The following is a 17,814-nucleotide window of genomic DNA, read 5'->3' on the forward strand; positions in this document are numbered from 1 at the left end:
CGCCGGTTCCGGCCCACCCAGGAGCCGCCCGCCAATCTAAGCGCCAATCTACGACAAGGGCCCCGACGCATGCGTCGGGGCCCTTGTGTGTGTGCTATCGCTGAGCGCGCTGCCGCCACCTGCAGGATGGCGGCAGTCTGAGGCTTACTCGCCGAGGTCGATGCACAGGTACTTGGTCTCGAGGAACTCGGCCAGGCCCTGGTGCCCGCCTTCGCGACCGAGGCCGGAGGCCTTGACCCCACCGAAGGGCGCCGCGGCGTTGGAGATCAGGCCGGTATTGATGCCGACCATGCCGTACTCGAGGGCGTCGGCCACTCGCCACACCCGGCCCAGGTCCTTCGAGTAGAAGTAGGCCGCCAGACCGAACTCGGTGTCGTTGGCCAGTTCGATGGCGTCCTCCTCGTCATCGAAGGGGAATACCGCCGCCAGCGGACCAAAGGTCTCTTCCCGGGCCACCTTCATCTCGCTGGTGGCACCGCTGACCAGGGTCGGCGTGAAGTAGTTGCCACCCAGCGGATGGGGGTGGCCACCGATCCACAGCTCGGCACCCTTGTCCACCGCGTCCTGGACATGCTCGTTGACCTTGCCCACCGCCTTGTCGTCGATCAGCGGTCCGATGTTGACACCCTCGGTGGTGCCGTCGCCGACAGTCAGTTCGCTGTTCATGGCCACCGCCAGCTTCTCGCTGAAGGCGTTGATGACGCTGGACTGCACCAGGAAGCGATTGGTACACACGCAGGTCTGGCCGGCATTGCGGAACTTGGCAGCCATGGCGCCGTCCACCGCCGCGTCCAGATCGGCGTCCTCGAACACGATGAACGGTGCGTTGCCGCCAAGCTCCAGCGAGATCTTCTGGATATGCTGGGCCGCCTGGGACATCAGGGTACGCCCCACCTCGGTGGAGCCGGTGAAGGTGATCTTGCGCACCACCGGCGATTCGGTCAGGGCCGCGGCGATCTCGCTGGCCGACCCCGGCACCACGTTGAACACCCCACGCGGTACCCCGGCGCGCTCGGCAAGCAGCGCAAGCGCGGTGGCCGACAGCGGGGTCTGACTGGCCGGCTTGACCACGATGGTGCAGCCTGCCGCCAGGGCCGCGCCGGCCTTGCGGGTGATCATGGCGGCGGGGAAGTTCCAAGGCGTGATGGCGCCGCAGACACCCACCGGCTGCTTGGTCACCACGATACGCTGGTTGGCCTTGGCCGCCGGAATGGTCTCACCGTAGACCCGGCGTCCTTCCTCGGCGAACCAGCGCAGGAAACTGGCGGCGTAGACGATCTCGCCGGCGGCTTCCTTGAGCGGCTTGCCCTGTTCGAGGGTCATGATGGTGGCCAGCTCGTCCTGATGTTCGAGCATCAGCTCGTACCACTTCATCAGGATGTCTGCCCGCTCCTGGGCCGTCAGCGCGCGCCAGGCCGGCAGGGCGGCGTCGGCCGCGTCGATCGCCGCCTCGGTCTCGGCGCGACCCAGGCGAGGCACCTGGGCGATGGTCTCGCCACTGGCCGGATTGACGATGTCGATCTGCTCCCCGCTGTCGGCCGCCACCCAGCTTCCGTCGATATAGGCAAAGGGGCGAAACAGCGGCATGTCGTTAAGGGCTTTCATGAAGGCTCCTGGCTCGGGCTTGACGGAAAACTGCATTGACTTGCGACGACGCTTCAGCGACTGCGCGACGACCATATAGCTTTCATGCTAAGCGTTCCGCTGGCCGATCGCCAACTCGAAGCCGTCGCCTCAACTCACCGAATCCTGATCCCGCGGTGCCCTCGAGGCCGACAGCGTGATCGACACCGAGTCGGCAAAGCGCAGCGCATGGGGCTTGTCGATCTCCACCTGGGTGGTCAGCACCTGCTCGTGACTCATGATCAGGTCCAGCACTTCGCGGGTCATCCGCTCCAGCAACTGAAAGCGGTTCTCCTCCACCAGCGCGATCACCTGCTTGGTGATGGTGCGGTAGTTGAGCGCCTGTTCGATATGATTGAACGCCACCGCCTTGTCGGCGCGGTAGCGGATCACCGCATTGATCACCACGTCCTGGCGATTGAGGATCTCCTCCTCCTTGATGCCGATGAAGGTCCTCAACCGCAGGTTCTTGATGCGGATGGTGGCAAGGTCGTGATCCAGGTGCTGGTCACCCAGTACATGCAGGGACATGGCCCCTCCCGTGCGTCATGCTTGAAAGCGGTAAACGAAAAGCGTCGGCTTCAGCGCTTCGTGCGGCGGCCGTAGAATCGGCCCCTCAGCGGCTGTTGACCAACGTCAGGAACTCCTGACGGGTGCTCGGCTTCTCGCGGAAGGCCCCCAGCATCACCGAGGACGTCATGCTGGAATTCTGCTTTTCGACCCCTCGCATCATCATGCACAGGTGTCGCGCCTCCACCACCACGGCCACGCCCCGGGCATCGGTGACCTGCAGCACGGCATCGGCGATCTGACGGGTCAGATTCTCCTGGATCTGCATGCGGCGGGCGTACATGTCGACGATCCGGGCAAACTTGGACAGTCCCAGCACCTTGCCGTTGGGCAGGTAGGCGATATGGCACTTGCCGATGAAGGGCAGCAGGTGATGCTCGCACATGGAGTACAGCTCGATGTCCTTGACCAGCACCATCTCGTCGGTCTCGGACGAAAACACCGCACCATTGACGATCTCTTCCAGCGACTGGGTGTAGCCGCGGTTGAGAAACTGCATGGCCTTGGCAGCACGCTTGGGCGTATCCACCAACCCTTCTCGCTCCGGGTCTTCGCCCAGTTCCTCAATGATGTGTCGATAGTGATTGGCGAGTTCGTCAGTCATGATCCAGCCCTTCAGGGGAGTCGTCGGCTCGGGCGAACACCAGGCGGCCCGCCTGGCTCCACAAAACCTGTACAAAGAATTTTGGAAGTATAGCTTTTGCATTGCGTGAGCGATAGTCTACCGCAGCGTGTCGCCTTCCGCAGTTCGCCTGGCGTTTTTGCCCACCGTCCCCCCCATCATTGGCGAGAAATCGGCGCGACACCCGATCTTGCGACAGCCCCTTGCGACAGCCCGCTGCAAAAGCCCGTTGCCAAGGCCGATTGAGGAGATTGCCGCCGCCGTCGCGACGAGGTACGTGACAGAGTGTCGCGCAACGAGAGCGATAGCTGTCCACCCGACAGCCCTGTGCTATCGTCATCAGGGTGTCCATGTGCCAGGCGACACTGTCGGTGGCATGTCTCCATGCAGCTACCCGTCCTGTTGCCCGCATTTCGCCAGCCATATCGCGAGAATCGCCAATGCCTGCCCTTCGCCGCCTGCTTGCCCGGCCCAGCACGCCCCTCGTCGCCATTCTGACCTTCAGCGCCCTGACCAGCATGACGCCCGCTATGGCGGACAGCCTGGAGCTACCCGCCCAGGCACGCATCGATGTCAGCATTATCGAAGGCATCGACCTCGACTCCGCCGGACAGCGGCTCGATGATGTCATGCTCAAGCCCGCCGCCGATGCCGAGGGACGCACCGACCTGCCCCACTACTGCGTGCTGGTCGGCGACGCCAAGCGCGATGGCCAACGCCTGCGTATCACCACCGAGGCCCTCACCTGCGTCGAGACCGATGGCGGCGAAAGCCACATCTACTCCGGCGAACTCATCGCCGGCGCCTATGACGAGGATGGCCAGTTCGGCATCGCCGCCTGCGATGACGGCGGCTGCCGCCTGGACGCCGACCGCGTGTTTCAGCTAGAACTAACCGAACCGCTGGCCATCGAGCAGATGCCCAACCCGTCTGCGCAGCTTAACGCCGAACGTCGTGGCGAAGACGCCGACAACGAAACCAAGCAGGCCACCCCGTCGAGCCAGACCACTCCGTCCGAGTAGCGCCACCTATGGCGGACAGCACACGGCGTCCGCCAGACCCCATCTGTCAGCCACCCGCCAGCCAGCGCTCGGAATCCGCCAGGGCCAGGCGTTGATGCTCCAGCTGGCGGATGTGCTCGTCCCAGTAGCCGGCGTCGGCGACCCAGGGAAACGCCCGGGGAAAGGCCGGATCGTTCCAGCGCGCCACCACCCAGGCGCTATGGCGCATCAACCTCAAGGCGCGAAGCGGTTCGATCAGGGCGAGCTGCTGGCGATCGAAATCGATCACCTGCTCGTAGCCCTCGATCACCTCCGATAGCTGCATCGCCCTTTCCTCCGGCCCCTGGGCGGTGAACAGCATCCACAGGTCCTGTACCGCCGGCGCCATCATCGCGTCGTCGAAATCGACCAGCGCAAAGCGATCCTCCCGCCCCAGCATATTGCCGATATGGCAGTCGCCGTGAACCCTCTGCATGGGTGCGCTGACACCCGCGGGTGGTGCCAGCGCCTCGATCAACTGCTGCGAGATGCGCTCGTAGGCCTTGCGCTGACGCTCGCTCAACCAGGGACTCTCGAGTACCGTGCGACGAGCCTGTTCGGCCATGGCGCGGGGCTCCTGCCGACAGCGATGGGCGAACTCGCCGCGCCGGCCCACCTCGTGCACGCGTCCTATCAGCTCACCCAGGGCGAACAGATGGTCGGGGTTCTCGAGCTCGGGCGCCTGGCCGGGCAGGTGGGGAAACAGCGCCACGCGGTAGCCCCCCGCCCGGTGCAGGCTCTCGCCAGCGTCGTTGCGCCAGGGGGCCGCCACCGCCACCCCGGCATCGTCGAGCTCACGCAGGAAGGCGTGCTCCTCGCCGATGGCCTCATCGCTCAACCGGTCAGGGCGGTAGAACTTGGCCACCCAACGCTTGCGGTCATCGTCCTGCACCAGATAGACGCGGTTCTCGTAGCTGTTGAGCGCAAAGGGCTCGCCGGGCAGCCACAAGCCCAGTGATTCGATCGCCTCCACCACGCGCTGCGGAGAAAGTTCACTGAAGGGCGTGGGGGTCGTGGTCATGGGGGCTCCGGGTAAAAGCACAAATATCAAACGAGGCGAGAGGCGCCGAGCTTAACAGAGCCAGGGTGGCGGCGTCCTCGCCAGCGCCCAGGCGTCTACCCGGCGTGCCCCCGCCCGGCGACAGGCCTGCGCCAGCCGCTCAAGGGTGGCCCCGGTGGTCATGACGTCATCGACCAGCGCCACGTGCCGAGGCAGCCCTGACGCGATACCAAACATACCCGACGCGATGCGACGACGGGCCCGCGAACCGAGCTCATGCTGGGGGCGATCATCGCGACGCCGCCAGGCCCGCCTCACCGGCACGCCGAGCCGACGCCCCAGCTCGCAGGCCAGCCACTGGCCCTGATCGAAGCCAAAGCGCCTGGCCCTGGCGGGATGACGTGGCACCCCGATCAGAGCGTCAGGCACGCCATTCTCGCCCGCGAGTGACGCCTCCAGAAACAGTGCGACCAGCAACTGGGCGCTGGGCAGATGGGCCTCGGCCTTGAAGCGCTGGACGAGACGCCTGATCTCGTCGCGGTAGATCAGCGGCGTCCGCACCTCATGGAAGCTGAAGGGCTCCACCAGACAGCGACCGCACAGGCGTTCACCCGCCGGACGCCGCCAGCGGTGCCCGGGCAAGGGTTCGCCACAGCCCTCGCAGGGACAACGATTGAGGTCAAGCCCTCGGCGGCAGGGATCACACAGCAGGACGGTCACAGGACCCGGCGCAGCAATCACCGCGAGCCCCGATCTTGACCCTGACCCTTCCCCTGACCCTGGCCCTGGCCCTGGCGCCAGGGTCGCCAGGCAGAACAGGCAGCGATCCGCCATCAGCTTCGCCACGCCATGGTCAACCTTGCCGATCACGCAGGTTGACAGCTTCGCCACACCACTTATCCTTGTCGTCAACCAATCCGATTTTAAAAAGTTGACCATAGCGAGACACCCATGTCTGCCGACTCGACGTCCACAGTTTCCACCCTAGCCGCCGATGCCGCCCCCCGTCACGACTGGACGCTCGATGAGATCGAAGCGCTGTTCGCCCTGCCCTTCAATGATCTGCTGTTCAAGGCCCAGTGCGTCCACCGCCAGCACTTCGATGCCAACGCCGTTCAGGTCTCGACCCTGTTGTCGATCAAGACCGGCGCCTGCCCCGAGGACTGCAAGTACTGTCCTCAGTCTGGCCACTACAACACCGGCCTGGACAAGGAGAAGCTGCTCGAGATCGAAAAGGTGGTGGAGCAGGCGAAGTCCGCACTCGATGCCGGTGCCAGCCGTTTCTGCATGGGCGCCGCCTGGCGCAGCCCGCGCCAGCGGGATCTCGAGGTGGTCATCGAAATGGTGAAAAGGGTCAAGGCGCTGGGGCTCGAGACCTGCATGACCCTCGGCATGGTCGACGAAGCCCAGGCCCACCAGCTGGCCGACGCCGGCCTCGACTACTACAACCACAATCTGGATACCTCGCCTGAGTACTACGGCGAGATCATTACCACGCGCAGCTACGCCGATCGCCTCGACACCCTGGGCAATGTGCGCCAGGCCGGCATGAAGATCTGCTCCGGCGGCATCCTCGGCATGGGCGAGACCGCCCGTGATCGCGCGGGGCTGCTCAGGCAGCTGGCCAACCTGTCACCGCACCCGGAGTCGGTACCGATCAACATGCTGGTCAAGGTCCCCGGCACGCCCCTGGAGGACGTCGAGGACCTCGACCCCATCGAGTACCTGCGCGCCATCGCGGTGGCCCGCATCATGATGCCGAAGAGCCACGTGCGACTGTCCGCCGGGCGGGAGCAAATGGACGAGTCGACCCAGGCACTGGCCTTCATGGCCGGCGCCAACTCGATCTTCTACGGCGACACCCTGCTGACCACCGGCAACCCACAGGTCGAGCGCGACCGCGCGCTGTTCGACAAGCTTGGCCTGCATCCGGAACGTCGCGACACCTGTGCCAGTGACGACGAACGCGAACAGGTCCTGGCCCGGCAGATCGAGCGCCAGGCCAGGGAAGCCAGCAGCGCCCAGTTCTATGACGCTGCGGTCTAGCCCCATGTGCGCCCGCTGCCAGCCCTGCGCTAGTGCGGCGCATCACTGCCAGGAGCCCACCCCATGAGCGCAGACTGGCATTCCCACCTGCGCCAGAGTGCCCAGGCACGCCACGAGGCGCATCGCTGGCGCCAGCGCCGTGTCCATCGGCAGGACGCGCAGCGACTCGACATGGCCGGCAATGACTATCTCGGTCTGGCCGCTGACCCGCGCCTGGCCGAGGCCGCCGCCGATGGTGCGCGGCGCTTCGGCGCCGGGGCCCGTGCCTCACATCTGGTCACCGGACACAGCACGGTGCACGAGGCACTCGAAGAAGCCCTGGCACGCCTCACCGGACGCCCCCGGGCGCTGCTGTTCTCCACCGGCTACATGGCCAACCTGGGGGTGATACAGGCGCTCTGTGACAGCGGCGTGCATCTTCTGCAGGACCGGCTGAATCACGCCTCCCTGATCGACGGTGCCCGGCTGTCCGGCGCCCGCTCACGGCGCTATCACCACAACGACCTTGATGACCTGGCGCGCCTGCTGGATCGGGTGCCGGACGCCAGCCGCCGCCTGGTCATCAGCGACGGGGTCTTCAGCATGGACGGGGACTGCGCCGACGTCGACGGCCTGGCCGAGCTCAGCCGGCGCCACGGCGCCTGGCTGATGATCGACGATGCTCATGGCATCGGCGTGCTGGGCGAAAACGGCGACGGTAGCGTCGGTCGACGGCTGGGCTGCGAGCGGGTCCCCGTGCTGGTCGGCACCCTGGGCAAGGCGCTCGGCACCGCCGGTGCCTTCGTCGCCGGCGATGACGCCCTGATCGAGCATCTGATCCAGTTCGCCCGCCCTTACATCTACACCACCGCCCTGCCCCCGCCGGTGGCGGCAGCGACGCTTCAGTCTCTCGAGATACTGGCCGGCGAACCCGAGCGACGCCGCCATCTCGATGGGCTGATCGCGCGATTCCGACGCGAAGCCGCCAGCCTTAAGCTGCCGCTGATGGCGTCGGCCACCCCCATCCAGCCGATCCTGCTCGGCGATGAGCAGCGCACCCTGGACTGGGCCAGCACGCTTGACGACGCCGGCATCCGGGTGGGCGCCATTCGCCCGCCGACGGTTCCCGCCGGCGCCTCGAGGCTGCGTGTCACCCTCAGCGCCGCCCATGACGACCACGACATCGACCGTCTGCTCGAGGCGCTCTTGACCTGCCAGAAGCAGGAGTCGGCCACCTGCGCAGGGGCATCCCGATGATCCGGCTGGTTCTGCTGTCCGGTTGGGCCATCGACGCCAGAATCTGGTCACCGCTGGCGAGCCATTGGGGGACCTCGGTGACGGTGGAGGCCATCGACTGGCCCGGCATGGGCGGCAGGCCCGCGCTTGCAGACACAGGTGCCTCGGACGCAGACGCCTCAAACGCAGACACGGGGCTTTTCCAGCAGCAGGCACACCCGTCCTCTGACATTCAGACGCTGGCGAAGGCCATGGGGCCTTCCCTGTCGTCCCGCGACGGCGAGCCGGTCATCTGGGTGGGCTGGTCGCTCGGGGCGTTGCAGGCCGCCGCGCTGACCCGGCACCTGCCCGGCCCCGATGGCCTGGTGCTGCTCGGCATGGGCCCGGCCTTCTGTCACCCGAACGGGGTGACAACGACCGCGCTGGCTGATTTTCGCGCCACCTTCCGCCGCGACCCGACCAGGGCCCGAGAGCATTTCCTGCGCTGGCAGCTGTCCGGCGAGCCCTCGCCCCGTGACGCCCTGCGCCGGCTGCGCAGCCTGCTGACGCCTGACATCGGCGCCGATCACGCCACCCTGGAGCAGGGCCTCGCCACCCTGGCAAGCGCCGATACCGGTGACCTGCTTGGCGGCGTGCCAGGCCATGTCTCAGGCAAAGCGCCGGATAATGCAACTCCCGTCCCCGCCACGTCCCTGTGCGGTGCCACGGACCCCCTGCTGGCGCCTGCCGTACGCGCGGCCATGGACGAGCGTATCGAAGGCGCCGGACACTGCCCGATGCTGAGCCAGCCGGCCCGTCTGGCCGAGGCGATTCAGCGCCACGCCTTGCGCATGCTAGATAAAGGAAAGGCACCCACCAGCCGCCGCGGGCCTCACTATGGTGACCGCGAAGCCCAGGGGTTTGACGAGGTGACGCCATGAACGCTCCGCTTGTGCAGCGCCAGCTCGAGCCCGCGTGCTCCAGCGACACGGCCTCGGCCACGGCCGCGCCGGACCAGAGGGGCGTCTCCGCAGCGCCCGATGCCACACCCGGTGACTGGCAGCGACGGGTCGCCCGGGCGTTCTCGCGGGCGGCCCCGCGCTACCGAGAACTGGCGCGCGCCCAGATGGCCATGGCCGAGACGCTGTGGCCCCACCTGCCAGATCACGCCGAGCGGATCCTCGATCTGGGTTGCGGGCCCGGCGACCTGACCCGAGGACTAGCCGAGCGCTATCCTGACGCCAGCGTGCTGGGGCTGGATCTGTCCGCGGCGATGCTGGCACAGGCTCGCCAGACACTGGTTCAACAGACACCGACCCAACAGACACCGGCCCAACAGACACCGACCCAACAGACACCGGACCGAATAGCCCAGGACGACCGAGGCACCGAGCCACGTCGACAAGAGGCATCACCTCATCCGCGCGCCACGGCGTGCGCCTGGGTCTGCGCCGACGCCCAGGCGCTGCCGCTGGCCGATGCCAGTCTCGACTTGGCGATATCCAATCTGGCCATCCAGTGGTGTCCCGACCTGGAGCAGGTGCTGGCGGAACTCCATCGCGTCCTGGCGCCTGGGGGACGGGCGGTACTCAACACCCTGCTGCCCGGCACCCTGGCAGAGATCGGCCAGGTCTGGCGTCAACCGGGCAAGGCCAGTGGAGTGCTGGACTTCGCAAGCCTCGACGACCACCGGCGCGCGGTGCTTTCCCGCCGCTGGGCCGCCACCGCCTTCGAGCAGCGTGCCGAGCGCTTCTACTACCCGGACCTGGACGCCGTGATGGCCTCGGTCAAGGGCGTCGGCGCCCAGGTCGCCCGTCCCGGCGCCCGGCTGAGCCGTCAGGATATAAGACAGGCGCGGGCCCGCTATGAATACCTGCGCAGACCCGAAGGACTACCGGTGACCTACCAGCGGCTGACGTTGATTCTCGACCGCTGACGCCTGACCACCGCGCCCCTGAGTGAGGTGCCCCATCGTCGTTTCACCGCCACCAAACTTGCAGCACAGGATCCCGCACTCGCCATGCCAAGCTACTTTGTGACCGGCACCGACACCGACGCCGGCAAGACCCTGGCAAGCTCCGGCCTGCTGGCCCTGGCACTCCGCCAGGGCCAGACCACCCTCGGCCTCAAACCGATCGCCTCGGGGTGTGAGTCCACCGCCGAGGGACTGCGTAATATCGACGCCCTGACCCTGCAGGCCCAGAGCGTGCCGTCTGTACCCTATGACGACATCAATCCGTTCGCCTTCGCGCCCCCCATCGCGCCACACCTGGCGGCTCGCTATGCCGGCGTGGACCTGTCCCTCGACAGGCTCTGCCACACGCTGGGGGGAAGCCTTGAGCTCCCCCGTGATCTGATCCTGGTCGAGGGAGCCGGCGGTTATCGGGTCCCGCTCAACGACCATGAGGACCTGGCGGGGCTCGCCACACGCCTTCAGCTTCCGGTGATCCTGGTGGTGGGACTGAAACTCGGCTGCCTGAACCATGCCCTGCTGACCGCCGAAGCCCTCAAGGCAGATGGCGTCCCTTGCGTCGGCTGGATCGGCAACCTTGTCGATCCCGGCTTCGCCGAAGATGAAACCCTCTACCGGGACAACCTCGATCACCTGGAAGCCAGGCTGCCGGGGCCCTGCCTCGGCATCATTCCTCGCCTCGATGGCAGCGACCATCGGGCACTGGCCGATCAGGCCGCCGATCATCTTTCGCTGCCATAGCTCGACCTCACAAGCCTCAGCCCCGCCCCCGAGCCGCTCGCAGCGTCCGGGCGGATAGCGGGGCCCTGACTCGATCGAAGCGAGCGCACCTCACGGAAGTGTTTGACTTGCCAGGCCGGCAACGTAAAATATGCCCCGCCTACCCCGCGTGCGGATGTGGTGGAATTGGTAGACACGCTAGATTTAGGTTCTAGTGCCTTAGCGCGTGGGAGTTCGAGTCTCCCCATCCGCACCATCTTTTCGGACCCGTCGAGCGAGCACACTTCATTCGACCTCAGGTCCAGCATTCTTCTTGACCTTCCTCCTGTCGGCTCGGCCCCTGGCCCTTGCTTCGACACGCCCTAGCTTCGATACGCCCTAGCCTCGACGCGCCCTAGCTTCGACACGCCTAGCTCCCCGTTGACGCCGCCTAAGCATCCGTTGGCTTTGTCAGGGCTCGATCCTGCTATCGTTACATGCATGTTCCATGATTGAAATCGACCTCGCACGTTGCGCAGGTCCGCGAAAAAAGGTCATTGCATGCTGAACTACTTTGCCCTCGGCATCCTGTGCTTCGTGGTGTTGACCCTGTTCTACGGTGTCATCGTCATCCACGACATCCCCTACGGTATCGCCAAGAAGCGCGACCATCCGCACCAGGACGCGATCCACGTCGCCGGCTGGGTCAGCCTGTTCACCCTGCATGTGCTGTGGCCCTTCCTGTGGATCTGGGCCACCCTCTACCGGCCGGATCGCGGCTGGGGCTTCAAGCAGATCGAGGAAGAACAGGCGCGAGAGCGCAGCGAGATCGACGAGTTACGCCTCGAACTCGACCACCTGCGCCAGCGGCTCGACGCCCAGGAGGCCTTAGCGCCGTCGCTCCAGGCCGAGCAACCGGCTCGCGCCCAATCTACGTCCGGCAATACCCAGGGAGGTCAGGACTGATGGATCTGCTTATCGTGCTGACCTATGCGGCGCTGTGTATCGCCGTGTTCAAGATCTTCCGCATCCCGCTCAACAAGTGGACGGTCCCCACTGCGGTACTCGGCGGCATCATCGTGGTCGCGACCCTGGTGCTGCTGATGAACTACAACCATCCCTTTACCCGCCAGGTTCGCCAGGCCTACGCGGTGACGCCGCTGGTATCCGAGGTCCGGGCCCGGGTCAGCTCCGTCGAGGTCGACCCCAACACCCTGGTCGAGGCCGGTACCCCGCTGTTCATCCTGGACGCCACCCAGTTCGAGTCCCGTGTAGAGCGGCTGACGGCGGAGCTCGAAGACGCCCTGCGCAATTCCGACAGTCGCAGTGCCGGCGTTGCCGAGGCCGAGGCCAACCTGGTGGCGGCCCAGGCCGATAGAGATCAGGCCAGTCGGACCCTGGCACGTTATCAGGCCGCCTCCTCGGCCTTCAGCCGGCAGCAGATCGACGAAGCCTCCCAGAATGCCCAGACCGCGGCTGCACGTGTCGCCCAGGCCGAGGCCGCCCTCGAGCGGGCCCGCGCCGAACAGCGCCCCGACGGCGACGACGAGGACCCGTTGGTCGTCGCCAAGCGCGCCCAACTGGCCGAGGCACAATATGATCTGCAAAACACGGTCATCCGCGCTCCCACGGACGGCTTTCTGACACAGCTCGCGGTGCGCCCGGGAATGATGGCGGTACCGCTGCCGCTAAAGCCACTGGGGGTCTTCGTGCATGACGAACCCGGCCGCTTTACCGGCGCCTTCCGCCAGCAGGCGCTCAACCGCATCCAGCCAGGCGACGAGGCCGAACTGACCTTCACCGCCCTGCCGGGCCAGGTGTTCGCCGCCGAAGTCATCGAGGTGCTGCCGGCCATCGCCGAGTCCCAGGTCGCCGCCGGTGATCGACTGCTGGGCGCCGACGCCTTCGCCAGGACCGACGCCCCTGCGCTGGTGACCCTGAAGCTCGCCCCGGGCCAGGATATGCCGGACATGCCGCTGGGCATCGGCGCCCAGGCAGCGGTCTACACCGAGCACTTCCACCACGTCGCCATCATGCGCAAGGTGCTGTTGCGCATGCTCGGCTGGCAGCACTATGTCTACATCGACCACTGAGTCGACAGGCGTTTCGCCGACGCTGACCCGCTGCTAGGCTGGCCCCAGTCAGGTTCGCCCAGCGTGGCGAACCAGGGAGCGACAGACAGCACCCAGCCTTTCCTGGTGTACCCGACGAAAGGCACACCAGGTGGCTGGGGGCGGGGGGCAAGGATGCACAGCAGGAAGGAATCAACGCGCACCAATACCTGGGTGGCACTGGTGATCGTCATCGCCAGCGCCGCTCTGAGCTATTGGCTGCTGGACAGTCGCGACGACGTCAACGGAGGTGCAGCGGTATCGCTGTTCTCGTTGGGTCTCGTCAGCGCGCTGGTGATCGGCTATTCCCGTTCGGTCAGTCAGATCAACGCCCTCGGCGCCCAGGTCAAGTTCAACCGCCTGAGCCAGGAAGCCGACGCCACGCGCAAATCGCTGGAGCGCGACCGCCTTCATCTCTACCGCATGCTGATACCGCTGACGCTGAAGCACCCCGAAGGCGAACACGCCATCCACGGCGTCGATCCCCGTGTACCGGCACTGCTGGAACTTGACGACAAGGTCGCTACCGAAGGCCTTCAGGCCGACCTGTCACAGGAACTCGCCCGCGCCCTCCAGCGTCTGCTGCATAGCCAGTACCACCGCATCCTGGAACTGCTGCCGCAGGACGCCTCCCTGCCTGCCTCGCAACGGACATCATCGGGCCACGACTTTACTCCCGCCCAGCTTGGCGAACTGCTGGATCGGGCCGAAGCCTGTCTCGAGCGCCATGGCGAGGCGTCGACGTCCAATGACGACAGACAGCGGCTTCACAACAATGTTCGCGTCAGCCGCCGCCTGCTGGCCAGTTACCATCGACTCGATGACGTCACCCCAAAGGCCCCGTCTGACGCCGTTGTCTGAGGTCCGCAGACAGCCTCTCGTCTCTCACCTCTCGTCTTTAGTCTCTCGGCCCGCCTTTCGTCTTTCGTCTTTCGTCTTTCGTCTTTCGTCTTTCGTCTTTCGTCTCTCGCTTCTCGCCACCTGGTCCCCGCCCGAGAGGATGACCTATCAGGCTGTGCCGGTTCGCTCCATCCTGTTCGCCGACGTCGGCCCCCAAACTCGGCGTCCCTGGCCCTCGTCTACGCTGAGATGGCGGTACATCACCGCAGTGTCACATCCATCTTCGCGATCGGCGGGAGGCCCCATGGCAGAGTCACTTACACAACAACAGGACGTTGACAGCGACAGCGGCGGACGCTCGCCTCGGCTGATCTGGTCGTTGCGGGCCTTCGGGCTGGCCGGTGCGGCCATGGTCTGGGTGGCCCTTGGGGGTGCCGAGTCGATGTCGCCAGATGCCCGCTGGGTGGCCGCCATCGGCACCCTGATGGCGATCTGGTGGATGACCGAGGCGATTCCGCTGTCGGTCACCTCGCTGCTGCCCATCGTGTTGATTCCCATGCTGACCGAACGCTCGGTGTCCGAGGCCACCGCTCCCTACGCCAGCTCCATCGTGTTTCTGTTTCTCGGTGGATTTCTGATCGCCATCGCCATGGAAAAGTGGCAACTGCACCGGCGTATCGCCCTGACCACCCTGCATCGCGTCGGGGTCGAACCTCGTCGTATCGTGCTCGGCATGATGCTGGCCACCGGTTTTCTGTCCATGTGGGTGTCCAACACCGCCACCACCCTGATGATGCTGCCGATTGCGCTGTCGGTGCTGACCCTGGTGGTGGAACGCTCGAGCTCACAGGACAGTGACGCGGTCGGAGAAGACCTGCACAAGGGCGGCCGCGTCTCGGACATCATCAAGGATGACAACATCCGCAGCTTCGGTGTCTGCCTGGTACTGGCCATCGCCTGGTCGGCCTCCATGGGCGGGCTTGGCACCCTGCTGGGCTCTCCCCCCAACGCCATCGTCGCCGGCTACGCCGCCGACGAACTGGGCCGGGACATCGGGTTCCTGCAGTGGATGATGGTCGGTCTGCCCCTGGCGCTGACCTTTATCCTGATCGGCTGGGTACTCATGACCCGGGTGCTCTATCGCTTCAAGCTCGATGAGATTCCCGGCGGCAAGGCGATGATCGAAGACCAGCTCGATCACCTGGGACCGCTCGGCCAGGGCGAACGCATGGTGATGTTCGTGTTCGCCGGCGCGGCCTTTCTGTGGGTGGTGCCGGGGCTGATCGCCAGCCTGCCGCTGATCGGCGACTGGTTTTCGTTCCTTGACGCCTTGAATGACACCGCCATCGCCATCGGCGCCGGTATCGTGCTGTTTTTCCTGCCGGGCAACGCCAAGGGCGACATGGTGCTGGACTGGCAGGACGCCGAGGATGGCCTGCCCTGGGGCGTACTGCTGCTGTTCGGCGGCGGCCTGTCGCTGGCCAGCGCGGTGGCAGCGTCAGGGCTCGACGGCTGGTTCGGCGAACAGGTCAGCGCGCTGGGAGCGCTGCCGATGGTGGCGCTGGTGGTGGCGGTGACGACGATCGTGCTGTTTCTTACCGAGATCACCTCCAACACTGCCACCGCCGCGACCTTCATCCCGGTGCTGGGCGGGGTCGCCGTCGGCATTGGCGCCGACGCCATGACGCTGCTGATACCTGCCGCCTTCGCCGCGACCTGCGCCTTCATGCTGCCGGTGGGCACGCCGCCCAACGCCATCGTGTTCGGCTCCGGCGCCGTCACCATCTCGCAGATGGCCCGTGGCGGGATCGTGCTCAACGTGATCGGCGTCGCCCTGATCACCCTGTTCTGCTACGTACTCGGGGGGCTGGCCCTGGGTCTGCAATTCTAGAGCGTCCGCGCTATTGGCTGATCGCTCCCAGGAGCCTCACCTGCCGGTGGGGCTCTCTCCCTGTTGTCTGCGCTGTCGAAGACGGGCCTCGGCCTGCTCAAGCACCTCCCAGGCCAAGCGACGAAGGCCGACCTCCCCCTCGGTCATGGCCTCGAGCAGGGCTCGCTTTTCCTTCAGGTAGAGGCGTGCAAATCCCGGGTCATGCTCGACGATAGAGCCGGTGTTGTGGATCAGGTCGGCGTACTTGATGGTCTGGGCGCGGGCGCCGGCTTGTGCCAGACGCTCCAGCGCCAAGCGCTTGCGCACGGCGCGGTTGCCCACCTCAGGCCCTTCGAGATCGCTTAGCGCCAACACCAGCGCGGTCACCTCTTCCCCGAAGTTGTCGCCCAGTGTCTGGGCCGTCACCTGGGTGTCCTCCAGTACATCGTGCAACCAGGCGGCGGCAACCATGGCGGGGTCGCCGGGACAGTGGCGGCTGACCAGCGCTGCCACAGCGGCGGGATGCTCGATGTAGGGGGTGTCCAGGTACTTGCGCCGCTGACCGATGGCGCCGTGAGCCGCCGTGGCGAAGAGCCGCGCCGCCTCCACGGTGTCGATGCCCGAGATCTCGCTTGCGTCGCTGGAGGGTGTGTCCACGCTGTCGCTCCCGTGTCGTGTCTTTATCGTGCGCCCCGGTCGGGCCCATTGCCGGTCCAGCACCTTTTGCTGATTGAGGCCTCGGCCGCCGCGGCTTAGGCTGACAGACCCGACCTCAAGACGCCATCAGGCGCTCCCCTGGCCGACCAGGAACCGCCATCAAAGGAACTGCCATGAAACGCGAAACCCTCGCCCTGCACCACGGCTACGCCCCTGACGACCAGCACTCTGTCGCGGTCCCGATCCACCAGACCACATCGTTTTCCTTCGATGATGCCCAGCATGCCGCCGACCTGTTCGATCTCAAGGTCGAGGGCAACATCTATTCGCGCATCATGAACCCCACCTGCGCGGTGCTGGAAAATCGCGTGGCCGCCCTGGAAGGTGGTATCGCTGGCCTGGCGGTGGCCTCCGGCATGGCCGCCATTACCTATACCATCCAGACGCTTGCCGAAAGCGGCGACAATATCGTCTCGATCAGCGAACTCTACGGCGGTACCTACAACCTCTTTGCCCACACCCTGCCGCGCCAGGGCATCGAGGTCCGCTTCGCCGACAAGGACGACCTCGCCGGCATCGCCGATCGCATCGATGAGCGTACCAAGGCGGTGTTCTGCGAAAGTATCGGCAACCCTTCGGGCAGTGTGGTGGACATCGCCGCACTCGCCCAGGTGGCCCACGACAACGGTGTCCCGCTGATCGTCGACAACACCGTGGCCACGCCCTTCCTGTGGCGACCGATCGAACACGGCGCCGATATCGTGGTGCACTCCGCGACCAAGTATATCGGTGGCCACGGCACCACCGTGGGTGGCGTGATCGTCGATTCCGGTCGCTTCCCCTGGGCCAGCCATGCCGAACGCTTTGCGCTGCTCAACGAGCCCGACCCCTCCTATCACGGCATCAGCTATACCCGAGACGTCGGCGACGCGGCCTTTATCGCCCGCGCCCGGGTCGTGCCACTGCGCAACATGGGGGCGGCCCTCAGCGCCCAGGCCGCCTGGAATCTGCTGCAGGGTCTCGAGACACTGGCGCTGCGTATCGAGCGCATCTGTGCCAACACCCAGACTATCGCCGAGTACCTCGAGGGCCACGAGGCGGTGTCCTGGGTCAAGTACGCTGGCCTTTCACATCACAAGGACCACGAGCTGGCCAAGCGCTACATGAACGGCCAGGCCTCCGGCATCTTGAGCTTCGGCATCAAGGGCGGACGAGACGCCGGGGTGCGCTTCTACGACGCGCTCGGGCTGATCCTGCGCTTGGTCAATATCGGTGACGCCAAGACCTGCTCGGCGATTCCGGCGGTGACCACCCATCGCCAGCTCAATGACGAGGAACTGGCCGCCGCCGGGGTCACCGCGGACATGGTGCGCCTGTCTGTCGGCATCGAGCATGTCGACGATCTGATGGCGGACCTGGACCAGGCGCTCAAGGCGTCTCAGGGCTAGCCCGAGCCCGGCACCGGCAATTCCACCGGGGTGGGAGAAGGTGGCAGCCAATCGCCCTTGATCAGGGCTTCTGCCGGGCGGTAGAAGCGCAGCAGGTGTTGGTGACAGCGTCCATCCACAGG

At 66.0% G+C, this 17,814-nt stretch carries 18 protein-coding genes and 1 tRNA gene; 12 read left to right on the forward strand and 7 right to left on the reverse strand.

All coding sequences use genetic code 11. From position 1 onward, the window contains the following. Positions 1–144 precede the first annotated feature (144 nt). The 3 genes from RBB39_RS19485 to folE form a co-directional block, all read right to left on the reverse strand. The gene (locus RBB39_RS19485) at positions 145–1,605 is read right to left on the reverse strand and encodes an NAD-dependent succinate-semialdehyde dehydrogenase (protein WP_045993971.1); all 1,461 of its coding nucleotides are present in this window, start codon (positions 1,603–1,605) and stop codon (positions 145–147) included. A 129-nt stretch (positions 1,606–1,734) separates the two neighbouring features. Then, entirely contained in the window at positions 1,735–2,154 is a 420-nt protein-coding gene (gene folX / locus RBB39_RS19490) for a dihydroneopterin triphosphate 2'-epimerase (protein WP_045993970.1), read from the reverse strand. An 85-nt stretch (positions 2,155–2,239) separates the two neighbouring features. Then, positions 2,240–2,797, reverse strand: a complete 558-nt coding sequence (gene folE / locus RBB39_RS19495) for a GTP cyclohydrolase I FolE (protein WP_045993969.1) — start codon at positions 2,795–2,797, stop codon at positions 2,240–2,242. A 458-nt stretch (positions 2,798–3,255) separates the two neighbouring features. Between folE and RBB39_RS19500 the strand changes: the two genes are divergently transcribed. Further along, positions 3,256–3,837, forward strand: coding sequence for a hypothetical protein (locus RBB39_RS19500; protein WP_108132873.1), 582 nt, complete (start codon positions 3,256–3,258; stop codon positions 3,835–3,837). 46 nt (positions 3,838–3,883) lie between these two features. Here the strand turns inward: RBB39_RS19500 and RBB39_RS19505 are convergent, their stop codons facing one another. Further along, positions 3,884–4,876 carry a serine/threonine protein kinase gene (locus RBB39_RS19505; protein WP_045993968.1) on the reverse strand — a complete coding sequence of 331 codons (993 nt, stop codon included), beginning with the start codon at positions 4,874–4,876 and terminating at the stop codon, positions 3,884–3,886. A 51-nt stretch (positions 4,877–4,927) separates the two neighbouring features. Continuing rightward, complete coding sequence (locus tag RBB39_RS19510; protein ID WP_253029405.1) at positions 4,928–5,746, reverse strand: ComF family protein; 819 nt, start codon at positions 5,744–5,746, stop codon at positions 4,928–4,930. Between the two features lie 60 nt (positions 5,747–5,806). Between RBB39_RS19510 and bioB the strand changes: the two genes are divergently transcribed. The 10 genes from bioB to RBB39_RS19560 all read left to right on the forward strand — a co-directional run bounded on the left by bioB (position 5,807) and on the right by RBB39_RS19560 (position 15,608). Next, positions 5,807–6,901, forward strand: coding sequence for a biotin synthase BioB (bioB, locus tag RBB39_RS19515; protein ID WP_045993967.1), 1,095 nt, complete (start codon positions 5,807–5,809; stop codon positions 6,899–6,901). Between the two features lie 63 nt (positions 6,902–6,964). Further along, on the forward strand, positions 6,965–8,137 hold the full coding sequence (bioF, locus tag RBB39_RS19520; protein WP_222569809.1) for an 8-amino-7-oxononanoate synthase: 1,173 nt from the start codon (positions 6,965–6,967) through the stop codon (positions 8,135–8,137). Continuing rightward, positions 8,134–9,036 carry an alpha/beta fold hydrolase gene (locus RBB39_RS19525; protein WP_253029404.1) on the forward strand — a complete coding sequence of 301 codons (903 nt, stop codon included), beginning with the start codon at positions 8,134–8,136 and terminating at the stop codon, positions 9,034–9,036. The genes bioF and RBB39_RS19525 overlap by 4 nt, the downstream gene beginning before the upstream one ends. Further along, positions 9,033–10,031 (forward strand): methyltransferase domain-containing protein, encoded by a 999-nt coding sequence (locus RBB39_RS19530; protein ID WP_253029403.1) that lies wholly within the window; start codon positions 9,033–9,035, stop codon positions 10,029–10,031. Before RBB39_RS19525 ends, RBB39_RS19530 begins: the two co-directional genes overlap by 4 nt. An 84-nt stretch (positions 10,032–10,115) precedes the next feature. Next, complete coding sequence (bioD, locus tag RBB39_RS19535; protein WP_253029402.1) at positions 10,116–10,808, forward strand: dethiobiotin synthase; 693 nt, start codon at positions 10,116–10,118, stop codon at positions 10,806–10,808. 150 nt (positions 10,809–10,958) lie between these two features. Continuing rightward, a tRNA-Leu gene (locus RBB39_RS19540) sits at positions 10,959–11,043 on the forward strand. Positions 11,044–11,327: 284 nt separating this feature from the next. Continuing rightward, the gene (locus RBB39_RS22820; RefSeq protein WP_366078351.1) at positions 11,328–11,732 is read left to right on the forward strand and encodes a DUF3302 domain-containing protein; all 405 of its coding nucleotides are present in this window, start codon (positions 11,328–11,330) and stop codon (positions 11,730–11,732) included. After that, a complete protein-coding gene (locus RBB39_RS19550) occupies positions 11,732–12,859 on the forward strand; it encodes an HlyD family secretion protein (protein WP_108132881.1) in 1,128 nt (375 codons plus the stop codon). The genes RBB39_RS22820 and RBB39_RS19550 overlap by 1 nt, the downstream gene beginning before the upstream one ends. Positions 12,860–13,012: 153 nt before the next feature. Beyond that, complete coding sequence (locus RBB39_RS19555; RefSeq protein ID WP_253029348.1) at positions 13,013–13,738, forward strand: hypothetical protein; 726 nt, start codon at positions 13,013–13,015, stop codon at positions 13,736–13,738. Positions 13,739–14,021: 283 nt separating this feature from the next. Beyond that, on the forward strand, positions 14,022–15,608 hold the full coding sequence (locus tag RBB39_RS19560; protein ID WP_249742712.1) for an SLC13 family permease: 1,587 nt from the start codon (positions 14,022–14,024) through the stop codon (positions 15,606–15,608). 36 nt (positions 15,609–15,644) lie between these two features. Here RBB39_RS19560 and RBB39_RS19565 read toward each other — a convergent pair whose 3' ends face one another. After that, on the reverse strand, positions 15,645–16,244 hold the full coding sequence (locus tag RBB39_RS19565) for an HD domain-containing protein (RefSeq protein ID WP_231498651.1): 600 nt from the start codon (positions 16,242–16,244) through the stop codon (positions 15,645–15,647). A 173-nt stretch (positions 16,245–16,417) separates the two neighbouring features. Here RBB39_RS19565 and RBB39_RS19570 point away from each other — a divergent pair, with 173 nt between their 5' ends. Beyond that, complete coding sequence (locus RBB39_RS19570; RefSeq protein ID WP_108132884.1) at positions 16,418–17,692, forward strand: O-acetylhomoserine aminocarboxypropyltransferase/cysteine synthase family protein; 1,275 nt, start codon at positions 16,418–16,420, stop codon at positions 17,690–17,692. On the opposite strand, the gene RBB39_RS19575 is transcribed toward RBB39_RS19570, so the two are convergent. Next, positions 17,689–17,811 (reverse strand): hypothetical protein, encoded by a 123-nt coding sequence (locus RBB39_RS19575; RefSeq protein WP_261395434.1) that lies wholly within the window; start codon positions 17,809–17,811, stop codon positions 17,689–17,691. The two genes, RBB39_RS19570 and RBB39_RS19575, sit on opposite strands and share 4 nt — an antisense overlap. Between the last annotated feature and the right edge of the window lie 3 nt (positions 17,812–17,814).

Origin of the sequence: Halomonas sp. MMSF_3323, from assembly GCF_030733595.1 — a bacterium.
GTDB classification, from domain to species: Bacteria; Pseudomonadota; Gammaproteobacteria; order Pseudomonadales; family Halomonadaceae; genus Halomonas; species Halomonas litopenaei.

Excerpts from the sequence above, each read along its gene's own strand:
- RBB39_RS19485 (WP_045993971.1), bottom strand. The coding sequence starts at position 1,605 with ATGAAAGCCCTTAACGACATGCCGCTGTTTCGCCCCTTTGCCTATATC.
- folX (WP_045993970.1), bottom strand. The coding sequence starts at position 2,154 with ATGTCCCTGCATGTACTGGGTGACCAGCACCTGGATCACGACCTTGCC.
- folE (WP_045993969.1), bottom strand. The coding sequence starts at position 2,797 with ATGACTGACGAACTCGCCAATCACTATCGACACATCATTGAGGAACTG.
- RBB39_RS19500 (WP_108132873.1), top strand. The coding sequence starts at position 3,256 with ATGCCTGCCCTTCGCCGCCTGCTTGCCCGGCCCAGCACGCCCCTCGTC.
- RBB39_RS19505 (WP_045993968.1), bottom strand. The coding sequence starts at position 4,876 with ATGACCACGACCCCCACGCCCTTCAGTGAACTTTCTCCGCAGCGCGTG.
- bioB (WP_045993967.1), top strand. The coding sequence starts at position 5,807 with ATGTCTGCCGACTCGACGTCCACAGTTTCCACCCTAGCCGCCGATGCC.
- bioF (WP_222569809.1), top strand. The coding sequence starts at position 6,965 with ATGAGCGCAGACTGGCATTCCCACCTGCGCCAGAGTGCCCAGGCACGC.
- RBB39_RS19525 (WP_253029404.1), top strand. The coding sequence starts at position 8,134 with ATGATCCGGCTGGTTCTGCTGTCCGGTTGGGCCATCGACGCCAGAATC.
- RBB39_RS19530 (WP_253029403.1), top strand. The coding sequence starts at position 9,033 with ATGAACGCTCCGCTTGTGCAGCGCCAGCTCGAGCCCGCGTGCTCCAGC.
- bioD (WP_253029402.1), top strand. The coding sequence starts at position 10,116 with ATGCCAAGCTACTTTGTGACCGGCACCGACACCGACGCCGGCAAGACC.
- RBB39_RS22820 (WP_366078351.1), top strand. The coding sequence starts at position 11,328 with ATGCTGAACTACTTTGCCCTCGGCATCCTGTGCTTCGTGGTGTTGACC.
- RBB39_RS19550 (WP_108132881.1), top strand. The coding sequence starts at position 11,732 with ATGGATCTGCTTATCGTGCTGACCTATGCGGCGCTGTGTATCGCCGTG.
- RBB39_RS19555 (WP_253029348.1), top strand. The coding sequence starts at position 13,013 with ATGCACAGCAGGAAGGAATCAACGCGCACCAATACCTGGGTGGCACTG.
- RBB39_RS19560 (WP_249742712.1), top strand. The coding sequence starts at position 14,022 with ATGGCAGAGTCACTTACACAACAACAGGACGTTGACAGCGACAGCGGC.
- RBB39_RS19570 (WP_108132884.1), top strand. The coding sequence starts at position 16,418 with ATGAAACGCGAAACCCTCGCCCTGCACCACGGCTACGCCCCTGACGAC.